Annotated in this window: 9 protein-coding genes and 1 pseudogene; 5 read left to right on the top strand and 5 right to left on the bottom strand. The window is 74.0% G+C overall.

What is annotated here, in order from left to right; genetic code table 11:
- The first annotated feature begins 9 nt into the window (after positions 1–9).
- Together AC1DQC_RS17860 and AC1DQC_RS17865 are read left to right on the top strand one after the other, a co-directional pair.
- Positions 10–960 (top strand): 5'-3' exonuclease, encoded by a 951-nt coding sequence (locus tag AC1DQC_RS17860; protein ID WP_477052577.1) that lies wholly within the window; start codon positions 10–12, stop codon positions 958–960.
- A 167-nt stretch (positions 961–1,127) separates the two neighbouring features.
- Positions 1,128–1,685 carry a DoxX family membrane protein gene (locus AC1DQC_RS17865; protein ID WP_477052578.1) on the top strand — a complete coding sequence of 186 codons (558 nt, stop codon included), beginning with the start codon at positions 1,128–1,130 and terminating at the stop codon, positions 1,683–1,685.
- Positions 1,686–1,700: 15 nt separating this feature from the next.
- Here AC1DQC_RS17865 and AC1DQC_RS17870 read toward each other — a convergent pair whose 3' ends face one another.
- On the bottom strand, positions 1,701–2,228 hold the full coding sequence (locus AC1DQC_RS17870) for a hypothetical protein (protein WP_477052579.1): 528 nt from the start codon (positions 2,226–2,228) through the stop codon (positions 1,701–1,703).
- Between the two features lie 103 nt (positions 2,229–2,331).
- Between AC1DQC_RS17870 and AC1DQC_RS17875 the strand changes: the two genes are divergently transcribed.
- On the top strand, positions 2,332–2,850 hold the full coding sequence (locus tag AC1DQC_RS17875) for a ribonuclease H family protein (RefSeq protein ID WP_477052580.1): 519 nt from the start codon (positions 2,332–2,334) through the stop codon (positions 2,848–2,850).
- A gap of 26 nt (positions 2,851–2,876) precedes the next feature.
- Here the strand turns inward: AC1DQC_RS17875 and AC1DQC_RS17880 are convergent, their stop codons facing one another.
- The 3 genes from AC1DQC_RS17880 to AC1DQC_RS17890 form a co-directional block, all read right to left on the bottom strand.
- A complete protein-coding gene (locus AC1DQC_RS17880) occupies positions 2,877–3,383 on the bottom strand; it encodes a DUF3806 domain-containing protein (RefSeq protein WP_477052581.1) in 507 nt (168 codons plus the stop codon).
- 197 nt (positions 3,384–3,580) lie between these two features.
- A complete protein-coding gene (locus AC1DQC_RS17885; protein ID WP_477052582.1) occupies positions 3,581–7,729 on the bottom strand; it encodes a S8 family serine peptidase in 4,149 nt (1,382 codons plus the stop codon).
- A gap of 148 nt (positions 7,730–7,877) precedes the next feature.
- Positions 7,878–8,465: a protein-L-isoaspartate O-methyltransferase family protein gene (locus AC1DQC_RS17890; protein ID WP_477052583.1), complete on the bottom strand. Its 588-nt coding sequence runs from the start codon at positions 8,463–8,465 to the stop codon at positions 7,878–7,880.
- A 44-nt stretch (positions 8,466–8,509) separates the two neighbouring features.
- On the opposite strand from AC1DQC_RS17890, the gene AC1DQC_RS17895 reads away from it, so the two are divergent.
- On the top strand, positions 8,510–10,198 hold the full coding sequence (locus tag AC1DQC_RS17895; protein ID WP_477052584.1) for an FAD-dependent oxidoreductase: 1,689 nt from the start codon (positions 8,510–8,512) through the stop codon (positions 10,196–10,198).
- Here AC1DQC_RS17895 and AC1DQC_RS17900 read toward each other — a convergent pair.
- Positions 10,195–10,536 (bottom strand): hypothetical protein, encoded by a 342-nt coding sequence (locus AC1DQC_RS17900; protein ID WP_477052585.1) that lies wholly within the window; start codon positions 10,534–10,536, stop codon positions 10,195–10,197. The two genes, AC1DQC_RS17895 and AC1DQC_RS17900, sit on opposite strands and share 4 nt — an antisense overlap.
- Before the next feature lie 129 nt (positions 10,537–10,665).
- Between AC1DQC_RS17900 and AC1DQC_RS17905 the strand changes: the two are divergent.
- Positions 10,666–11,395: pseudogene (locus AC1DQC_RS17905) on the top strand (hypothetical protein); the annotation flags it as partial.

The raw sequence follows: 11,395 nt of genomic DNA on the forward strand, positions 1-11,395 counted from the left end.
CTCGCCCCCATGGCCGAACGCACCGAGAAGCTGTTGCTGCTGGACACCGCGTCGCTCTACTTCCGCGCGTACTTCGGGGTCCCCGACTCGGTGAAGGCGCCGGACGGCACGCCGGTCAACGCCGTCCGCGGGCTGCTCGACATGATCGCGACGCTCGTGACCGTGCACCGGCCCACCCGGCTGGTCATGTGCTGGGACGACGACTGGCGACCGCAGTTCCGGGTCGACGCGATCCCCTCGTACAAGGCGCACCGCGTCGCCGTCGAGGTGCCCGGCACCACGGGGATCGAGGAGGTGCCCGACACCCTCTCGCCGCAGGTGCCGATCATCGTCGAGGCGCTCGCGGCCCTCGGCATCGCGCGGGTCGGCGTGCCGGGGTACGAGGCTGACGACGTCATCGGCACGCTGGTCGCACGCGAGGTCGCGCGGCCCGACCGGGCGCCGGTCGACGTCGTCACCGGCGACCGCGACCTGTTCCAGCTGGTCGACGACTCGGTGCCGGTCCGGGTGCTCTACACGATCAAGGGCATCCGTGACCTGGGGGCGATCGACCAGGCGTTCCTGCACGAGAAGTACGGCGTCCCGTCGGGACCCGCGTACGCCGACATGGCGGTGCTGCGCGGGGACCCGAGCGACGGCCTGCCGGGGGTGCCGGGCATCGGCGAGAAGACCGCCGCGCAGCTGATCCACCGCTACGGCTCGCTGCAGGGGATCCTCGCCGCGCGCGACGCCGGCGACCCCGGCCTCACGGCCACGCAACGCAAGCGGCTGGTCGAGGCCGCGGCGTACCTGGAGGTCGCCCCCGCGGTCGTCCGGGTTGCCCCGGACGCGCCGGTCGGGACCATCGACGACCGCCTGCCGACGGTCGTCGCGGACGCCGACAGGCTCGTCGCGCTGGCCGAGCGCTGGGGGCTGTCGTCGAGCGTGAAGCGGGTCGTGGACGCGCTCGCGCTGGGCTGAGGCGCGTCACTCGAACGGGTGAACTACGCCGAACGGGTGGAAGTCGGGCGTATCAGACATCTGTGCCTGCCCTCTTGCTGTGACGTCGCTACCGACCGGTAGCCCGTCCCGCCGGAGATCACCGGCAGCCGCACCCCGACCAGGGGTCCGACCGGAAAGGCACGTCCATGTCCTCCGCCCCCACCCTGACGTCCAGCGCGCGACCCGCGGCCCGGACGTCGGCCCCCGTCCCGAGCAACACGCTCGCCCGTCCGACCGCCCCGGCGTCAGTGGTCGACCGTGCGGTCGCCACGCTCGCAGGCGTCCTCACCCGCCACTCGATCACGGCGCTGCGGATCAGCCTCGGCCTCGTGTTCCTGGGCTTCGGCGTCCTGAAGTTCTTCCCCGGCATGAGCCCGGCGGCGGAGCTGGCCGAGCGCACCATCGGCGCGCTGACCCTGGGCCACGTCGGCCCGACGGCTGCTCTGCTGCTCACCGCGATCATGGAGACCGTCATCGGGCTCACGCTGGTCACGGGCCTGTTCCTGCGGACGGGCCTGGTCGTCCTGGCCGGGGCGCTCGTCGGCATCATGTCGCCGCTCGTGCTCTTCTACGGCGAGCTTTTCCCCGCCGGCGGCCCGACCCTCACCGGCCAGTACGTGCTCAAGGACGTCGTGCTCGCCTGCGCGGGTGCGGTCGTCGGCGCCGCGGCTCTGGGTGCGCGCCTGCGCCTGCCGCAGGAGTGAGCGCAGTCCGCCAGGTCAGTCCTTCAGGTACACCTCGGGACCCGCCTCGTGCCAGCCGTCCGCGGCGGCCGGGGCGGGTCCTCCTGTCGTGACCAGCGTGAACGAGTCGTCGACGGTGAGGTCGACGCCGCGGGCGTCCGGCGCGACGCAGCTCGTCGTGGGCAGCTCGCCCGTGGTGAGCGCGAGCACGCAGAGCAGGTGCGTCCGGGACACCCCGGCGTAGTAGCGGGTGTCCGCGGTGTGCGCGACGAGGCGCGTGCTCGACGGCACGACCATGCTCCCCTCGAGGTCGTCGTCGTCCACCACGTCGCTCGAACGCTGCGGCTGGGCGAACACGGCGAGGGTCGTCGACGGGTCGACGACGGCGGCGGCGACCGGGTGCTGCGCGAGCCTGACCCAGACCAACCCGGCGGCCACCAGCGCCGCGGCGGCGACCAGCGCGAGGGCCGTCAGCAGCCCCGAACGACGTCGCGTGGCGTCGCCGACGCCCCGGAAGTCGCGGAAGGCATCGGTGAAGAGGTCCGTCTCGTCGAACGTCGTCATACCGAGCACATCGGCGGGATGAACCGGTCACCTGAGCACGAGTGGCCGAAATGACCCCGTTCGGGTGCAGGACCCTCTCGCCGGCAGGGCAGAATCACCTCCCGTGATCACGGTCAGCACGGACGGCTCCTGCCTGCGCAACCCCGGCGGGGCCATCGGCTGGGCGTGGGCCAACCACGACGGCTCCAGCGCCAGCGGCGGCCACGCGTCCGGAACCAACCAGATCGCCGAGCTCATGGCGGTCCTCGAGGCCATCCGCTCGCACCCCGGCGACGAGCCCCTCGTGATCCAGGCCGACTCCCAGTACGCGATCAAGTGCTCGTCGGAGTGGGTGCACGGCTGGAAGCGCAAGGGCTGGCGCACCGCCGCCGGTGGACCCGTGCAGAACCTCGCGCTCATCCAGTCCATCGACCGGGCCATCGCCGACCGGCCCGGGCCGGTCACGTTCGTCTGGGTGCGCGGTCACCGCGGGGACCAGTTCAACGAGCGTGCCGACGAGCTCGCCGGCATCGCGGCCCGAGAGGTGCGCGACGGCGCGCCGGCGAACGCGGCTCCTGTGGTGCCGACACCGGTCAGCACGGCGGCGGCAGCTCCCGTGCTGGAGCCCGACGTCCTCTTCTGACAGGCCGGCGCGACCGGGCGGTCCCGTCAGTGCGCCTGGCGTTCTCCGGCCAGGGTCGCGAGCGCCTCGCCCGACGCCTCGTGCACGTACTCGGCCACCCAGCCGACCGGGGCGCTGCCCCAGCTGGCGGCCACGGCCCCGAGGGGGAACACGACGAGGTCGTGCTCCTGGTGCGTGAGGACCAGCTCGGGCGCGCCGTCGCCGTGCGCGGACCCCCACACGAGCCCGGGGACGCGCTGCGCGACGAGGTCGCCGACCGACACCCCGAACGCGTGCACCAGGGACTCGGGGTCGGTGCGGTCCTCGGACTGCAGCCAGATCGCCTGGACGCGGTCGAAGAGGTCACCGAGGGACTGGGTGTCCACGGTCCCCGAGCACAGGCCCGTGATGATCTCCCGGTGCTGCGCCGCCCAGACGATCTCGGCGGCGTTGAGGGGGTCGACCCGTACCGTGCGGATCTCGTCGGCGGGCGTGTGCGGGTGCGGAACCTCCGAACCGTCGGACGGCCGCGCTGCGCGTCGGAACATTGCCATGCCTCACTATCGACGGGCGCGGCGCGGTGCTTGACCCGCCGCGCGGCTGAATCGCCAAGGTCTCTCGTCGAACCCGACGTGGGTGCCGCCTGCAGGGCGGTCGGCGGCACCTGTGTCGGGTTCGACGCCGCGAGACCGGCCGGGGACGCGCCAGGGCCGCGCCGACCCGGAGGTCGACGCGGCCCTCGTCGGGTGCGTCAGCGCTTGACGGTCAGCGCGTGCGCGGCGACGGTCGGCAGGTAGCCGCGGTCGCCGTTGTAGACCGCCAGCACCACGGCGGACCGCTGCGCGGCCGGCAGGGTGACCGTCGCGGTGCCGTCGGCGAGCGGCACGTTGGCCACCCGCTGCAGGCCGACGAGGATCGCCACCGAACCGGTCGGCTCGGGTGCGCCCGCCGGGCCGGACACGGTGACGGTCACCGACGCCTTGGTGCCCGGGGTGACGGTCCACGACGACGCGGAGAGCGACGCCCTCGACACGGCCGGGGTCACCCGGAAGGACCGCTGGCTCTGCGAGCCGGTGACGTCCGCGCTGCCCGCGTACACGGCGGTCAGCTGGTGCGTCCCGGCGGCGAGGTCCGTCGGCAGGGCGATGGTCGCGGTGCCCTTGAGCCCCGCGACCGTGAGGGGCCCGGACGCGATCGTGACGCCCTTCTCCTTGATGTCGACGGTGCCCGTCGGAGCGGCGGACGAGCCGGTCACCACGACGGTCGCGGTGACCGCCGTGCCGTAGGAGGCCGAGTTCTTCGACAGCGTGATCGCCGTCGTCGACCCCGACTTCTTGACGTCGACCGTCACGGCGGCGGACGTGGACGCCGCGTACTGGGCGGTGTCCGGCGCGAACGAGGCGGTCAGCGAGTGCTGCCCCCCGCCGAGCTTGACCTTGACGCTCGCCGTGCCACCCGTGACGGGGGCCGAGCCGATCGTCGTGGTCCCGTCGAGGAACGTGACGGTGCCCGTCGCCGCGGACGGCGCGACGGTGGCCGTGAGCGTGAGCTCCTTGCCGGCCGTCTTGGTGCCCGTGACCGCCAGCGTCGTGGTCGTCGGCGTCGCCACCGGGACCGTGACGTCCACGACCTGCACCCGCGACACCGGGTCGGCGTTCTGGTGCTGGAACACGAGCAGCTGCCCGTCGGCCGCCCCGGTGCCCTTGTGCACCGGGATGGTCACGCCGTCGTCGCCGAGGGTGGAGAACGAGCCCGCGATGTCGTTCTCGAACCAGAACGGCGGGTCGTACGGGTTCACGGTGAACGACGGGGCGCTGTCGAGGACGCCGGAGCCGGCGGCCGCGTAGTCCGACAGGGTCCGGACGGTGACCACCGGGGTGGCACCGGCCGGGATCCCGGCGGCCCCCAGGTCGATCGGGGCGACGAGCACGTTGTTGTCGAAGACCCCGGACTCGATCTCCCCGGAGAACCCGTTGATCAGCTGCACGTCGACGAAGTCGCCCGTCGCGAGGTCCTGCGTCGCGGCCACGGTGACGTCCGCCGCGTCGTCGTACTTCTGCACGGTCGTCTCGAGGTCGTTGGTGCCGTCCCCGTCGATGTCGATGTCGATCACCGGGATGACGTACCGGCCGAGGGTCGCCCACTCACCGTCCGTGGCGATGCCGACGCCGAGCAGCCCGGTGGTCGGGTCGCCCCCGGCCGCGGCGATCTGCGGAGCCGTCGAGGCCCAGCCCACGTACCGGATGTCGCCGGCCTTGGTGGCCGACGGCGACGTGACGAGCCCGGGGACGTCCTCGAGCTTCGGGCTCGTGGCGCCAAGGATCAGCGGCGACGTGAGCGAGTACCAGCCGCCCGACGCCACGCCGCGACCAGAGAGCGCGAGGCCCGCCGTCGACGCCGCGGGGTCGGCGAATGCGACCGGCGCCGCCTTGAGGTCGCTGACCAGCCGGGGTGCGGCCTGCAGCGGCACCCGCAGCTGGTGGTCACCCGAGGTCAGGACGAGCCGCCCCGACACCTCGGCCACGTACTCGCGCGTGACACCGGCCTGGGTGTCGGCGGAGGTCGGGTCGAGCTCGCGCTGCAGCGTGGCGGGGTCGGCCGTGAGCGTGAGCGTGACGACGGCCGACTTGCCGGCGCCCAGGGTGACCGACTTCGGCGACGCCGTGATGGTGGCGCCGCCCGCGGTCGAGGACTTCGACACGGAGGTCTTCCACACCGCGGTCGCGTTGCCGAGGTTCTTCACGGTGACGGTCTTCTTCTGGACGACCGTGCTCGCGCCGACCGGGACGACCCCGAAGGCGACCGAGGTCTGCTCCGGGTCCTGCGTGTTGTACGCGATGGTGCTCGTCGAGACGGCGTCGAGCGCGTCGACGCGACCCGACCCCACGCGCTCCGGGCCGTAGGCCGTGCCGGTGCCGCCGGGACCGGTCCACACGTCGTGCGTCGCGGTGTTGACGACGGCCGCCTTGACCTGCACGGCCTCCCAGCTCGGGTGCGCCGAGCGGACCAGGGCGGCGATGCCCGCGACGTGCGGGGAGGCCATCGAGGTGCCGCTCAGGGACTGCGGCTGGTTGCCGGTGCCCGAGGCCGCGGAGAGGATCTGCGTGCCGGGCGCGGCGACGTCGGGCTTGCCCTGCCCGAGCGAGCCGTGCACGCCGCGCGACGAGCCGCTGTTGAGCATGTCGCCGGCGATGTCCTCGATGACCGTGCCGGCCAGCGACGGGCCGATGTGGACGACGAGGGTGCCGGCCGTGATCTCCGGCAGCAGGGCGTCCGTGGTGGGCGCCGTCATCTGGAAGCCGGGGATGGTGGCGTTGCCCGCGATCCCGGCGGAGAACGGGGTGAGCTCGGTGGGCAGCAGCACCCCGACCGCTCCGGCAGCCTGGGCGTTGTTGAACCGCACGGCCGAGCCGCAGCGACGCGACGTGTCGTCGTCGTCCCACCACAGGTAGGCGACCTTGCCGGCCACCGCCGCGGCCTGCGCGGGCGTGAAGGCCGTGCAGCCGTCAAAGTTGCCGCCCGGGTTGCCGACGGGCGCCGTGACGTCCGCGCCCGCGTAGCTGACCGAGTTCTGGCCGGAGTGCAGCCCGACGAGCGCCGGGTTCGACGCCTGGGTCACCTCGATGCCGTCGTAGGTCTGCGGGGCGCCGACGGAGTTGGCGACGGTGAGCGCGCTGGCCGCGTTGCCGGGGCCGCCGCCGATGTCGGTGATGTCGCCGGCGTTCCCGGACGAGATCACGACGACCGTGCCGAGCGCGGTGAGCTGGTCGACCAGGAGGTTGTCCGGGTCGTCGGCGGGGGTGCCGTCGGAGCCGAGCGACATGTTGATGATGTCGAGGTGGTCGCTCAGGTCGCCGTCGTCGTTGGGGTCGGCGGCGCGGTCGAGCGCGAGGGACGTCAGGTTCGTCGACCCGCCGATGTCGCCGAAGACCTTGAGCGAGTACAGCTGGGCGCCCGGCGCGGAGCCGGGGCCGACCTGCCAGTCGGAGACGTCCGTCAGGCTGGAGTAGTCGCCCCTGAAGGTGGTCCCGTCGGGCTGCACGCCGAAGCCGGCGGCCGTCCCGGCGACGTGCGTGCCGTGGCCGACGTTGTCGGACGTGTACAGGGAGTCGATGGGGTTCTCGTCCGGCGCCGGCACGTCCGTCGCGCCCGGGAGCGTCGAGGCGGGGTCGGCGTCGTAGAGCGGTCCGGCGAAGTCGTAGCCGCCGATGAACTTCGCGGGGTCGAACAGGCCGGCGGGGACCGGGCCGCTGCCGTCGGTGCCGTAGGCCGCCTGGTAGGCGGCGACCGTGCCGGGGCCGCCGAAGTCGGCGTGCGTGTAGTCGAGCCCGGTGTCGATGATGCCGATGCGGACGCCCTGGCCGGTCTGGCCGGTGTCCTGCCATGCCTGCAGCGCGCGCGTGAACGCGACGGTGTGCGCGTTGGTGGCCGTCTTCGGGGTCACGCGGTAGACGGCGACCACGTCGTCGGACCCGGCGAGCTTGCGCACCTGCGCGGCGTCGCCCGTGACGAGCGTGCCGGCGACCAGGTTGGTGAGGGTGGCCAGCTGCTTCGGCGCGTCCGACCCGGCGGTGCGGGCGGTGAGCTGCTGCGGGACGACCTCGTCGGCGAGCGCCTCGGTGTCCGCCGCCGCCGCCTTGACCTCGGCGGGGCTGCCGCCGTCGGCGGTGACGTCGGTGCCGGACTTGGCGTCGAGCTGGACGAAGGCGGTGACAGTGCCGCTCGCGTCGGCCAGGTCGTCGGTGACCTTGCCGTCCAGGATGCCCGTGAGCGCCTGCGGGTCGCCTGCGGTGGGTCGGTCCGTCGGTGGAGCCGCCGATGCCCCTCCGGCGCCCAGTAACGCGGTGCTGACCGCGACGGAGAGGGCGGTGAACGCGGCGAGGACGGGTCGACGTGGCATGTGCGCATCCCTGGCTCGAGGAAGACCGGCAGACGTACACGACAACGTGACGGTAGTCACAAGGTGGCGCACGCCTCGCGTACGTTACTGGCAGGTACGGCATTCGTCACCTTGAGGTGGATTGCTCGATTCGCCCGATGCCGGACCCTCAGCGCAGCGGCACGAAGACGTAGGAACCGTGCGTCGTGATCTCCGTGCGCCCGTCGCGGCGGACCACGAGGTGCATCGTCGACCGGACCGGGATCACCATGCGGCCGCCGTCGGCGAGCTGGTCCACCAGAGGCTCGGGCAGCTCGCGCGGCGCCGCGGACACGAGGATCCGGACCCAGCCTCCGTCGACCGGGCGGCCCAGCACGCCGGGCGTCGCCGGCTCGAGCGTCGCCCAGCGCATCCGGCACGCGGCGAGGTTGGCCGCACCCCACGCGGCCAGGGACGGGTCGAGCTCGAGGCCGAGGACGACGCCGTCGGGTCCGACCAGCCGCGCCAGCAGCGCCGTGGTCCACCCCGACCCGGCCCCGACGTCGAGCACGCGCGACCCGACGGGGACCTGCAGCAGCCGCAGCATGGCCGCGACCGTGCTCGGCTGCGAGCTGGTCTGCCCGTGCCACAGCGGCAGCGGGTGGTCCTCGCCGGCGCGGGCCCGCTGCTCGGGCGGCAGGAACCGTTCGCGCGCGAGCTCGCGCATCGCGTCGGCCACGTCGGCGGCGCGCTCCGGGTCGGCGGCGCCCTTGCGCATGCCTCGAGCCTACGATCGGGCCCTCAGCGACGAGGAGGGCACGCATGGCCGAGTACGACGTCGTGGTCGTCGGCTCCGGGTTCGGCGGGTCCGTGGCCGCGCTCCGGCTGGTGGAGAAGGGCTACCGCGTCCTCGTCGTGGAGGCCGGACGCCGGTTCACCGACGCCACGCTGCCCCGCACGTCGTGGGACGTCAGCCGGTTCCTGTGGGCACCCCGGCTGGGCTGGCTCGGCATCCAGCGCATCCACGTGCTGCCCGACGTCGTCGTGCTCGCGGGCGCGGGCGTCGGAGGCGGGTCGCTGGTCTACGCCAACACGCTGTACCGGCCGTCGTCGGACGCCTTCTTCGCGGACCCCCAGTGGGCGGGCATCACCGACTGGCGGGCGGAGCTCGAGCCGTTCTACGACCAGGCGAGCCGCATGCTCGGCGTCGTCGACAACCCGACCTGCACGCCCGCGGACGACGTCGTGCGCCGGGCCGCCGACGACCTGGGCGTCGGCTCCTCGTTCCGGCTCGCACCCGTCGGCGTGGTCTTCGGTACGCCCGGCGCGCGCGTGCCCGACCCGTTCTTCGGCGGTGCGGGGCCGGAGCGCCGCGGCTGCCTGCAGTGCGGCGAGTGCATGACGGGCTGCCGGCACGGCGCCAAGAACACCTTGCCGACGAACTACCTGTGGCTGGCCGAGCGCGCCGGCGCGCGCGTGGTCGCGGAGACCACCGTGACGTCCGTGCGTCCTCGCGGGCAGGAGTGGGAGGTCCGGACCGCCCGGACGGGCCGGCGTGGCGGTCGGCGGACCGTGACGGCGGGCCAGGTGGTGCTCGCCGCGGGGACGTGGGGCACGCAGGAGCTGCTCCACCGGATGAAGGCGGACGGCACGCTGCCCGCGCTCTCGGACCGCCTGGGCGCGCTCACCCGGACCAACTGCGAGTCCCTCGGCGGCGCGGCGAAGCGCTGGCGCGGCTGGCGTCGGCGCCCGGACATGACGCGCGGCGTCGCGATCACGTCGTCGGTGTACCTCGACGAGCGCACCCACCTCGAGCCCGTGCGCTACGGGCGTGGCTCCAACCTCATGGGCCTGCTCAGCACCGTGCTCACCGACGGGGGAGGCCGCGTGCCCCGGCCCCTGCGCTGGGCCGGCAACGTCGTGCGGCACCCCGGGCAGGTCGCCTCCCTGCTGCTCGGTCTGGGCAGCTGGTCGCAGCGCACCGTGATCGGGCTGGTCATGCAGACCGGCGCGTCGTCGATCACCGTGCGGCCCCGCCGGACGTGGCGCGGGGCCGTCCGGCTCACGTCGGTGCCCGGGGAGGGGGAGCCCACCCCGACGTGGATCCCGGCCGCGAACGCCGCGTACCGACGGATGGCGGCGCACCTCGGCGGGTTCGCGGCGAGCAGCCTGGGGGAGGTCGCGGACGTGCCGATGACGGCGCACTTCCTCGGCGGCTGCACGATCGGGTCGTCGGCCGCGACCGGCGTGGTCGACGCCTACCACCGGGTGTTCGGCTACCCGGGCCTGCACGTGGCGGACGGCTCGACCGTCTCCGCGAACCTCGGCGTGAACCCGTCGCTCACCATCACCGCGCAGGCGGAGCGGGCGTTCGCGCTGTGGCCCAACGCGGGTGGGGTCGACCCGCGACCGGCGCTCGGGGAGCCGTACGAGCGGCTGCGACCGGTGCGGCCGGTGCGGCCCGCCGTGCCCGCGAGCGCCCCCGGAGCGTTGCGGCTGACGGTCCTCTAGCTGGTCGGCTGGGCCGTCCGCGCGGCGACCACGGGGATCATGCCGGTGCGCGGCACGCCCGCCGCCGACGGGTCGGGGACGAACTTCGGCTTGCGCCCGGGACGGCCGCGCTCGCGGCGCATCTCGATGCCCTCGAGCGTCGTCGCCCGCCACACCGCACCGCCGTTCAGGCGCCCGTCGGGCTGCGGGAGCCACGGCACCTTGCGGGAGAGCCAGACCCGGATCGTCGCGTGCTCGACCCCGAGCCGGTCGGCCAGCCGCGCGATGTCGTAGAGGTCGTCGAGGCCGCGCATGGGCGGTGTCGTCTGCGGCTGGGCGGGGGCCGGTTCGGGGGGCACGGCGGAAGCGTAACGGCCCGGAGCCTATGAATTGTGTGACGGAGCCGTGACGAGATCCACACGAGATCTCCCCCCGCGAAAGGGCTCAAGTGTCCTGGACGCCCGTCCGATGAACTTAACGTGTTACGCGTGAGTAACAAGATTCCGTCCCGAGGTCGGCCCAGCGGTGGCCGGCACGCTGCAGCGCGCCCCGCGCCGGCACGCGCCACCGCGCACCCGGCCCGGCTCGCCCAGGGTGGTGTCGTCGCCGCGCTCGCACTGAGCATGTGCGCGATCGTCGCCGTGTCGGCCAACGCCGAGGACGGTGGGAGCGCGTTCACGGCGATCCGCCCCGGCAACGCCGCCCAGGTCCAGAAGGCGCGGGCGGGTGCGGTCGACGTCGCCACCGACGCCATCGAGGTCGCGCACACCGTGCAGACCGAGGCGTCGCAGGCGCAGGTCGACGCGGCACAGCTGACCGCCCTGCAGGAGGCCACCGCGAAGCTCGACCAGCTCGTCGCCGACGCCACCGTCGACGGCGACGCCGTCGACCGGGGAGCCGCCACCTCGCGCTCCGCCGACCGCACCGAGACGACCGACACCCCCACCGACGCCGCCCCGGCCGCCGACGCGCCCACCCCGGAGGCGTCCACGCCCGACGCGACCCCGGACCCGGCCACGGTGTTCGAGACCACCCCCGCGCCGCCCACGGTCCCCACCATCCCCAAGGCGGCCGGCAAGGAGGACGCGACGACGACCAAGCTGCGCGAGGCCGTCGCCACGGTGGCCACGCTCGCCACCACCGTCCGGCAGAGCGCCGACGCCAAGAAGGCGGCCGATGCCGCCGCCGCGCAGGCCGCCGCGGACGCCGCTGCCGCGC

The sequence above is a fragment of the Cellulomonas sp. P4_H12 genome, from assembly GCF_056400905.1.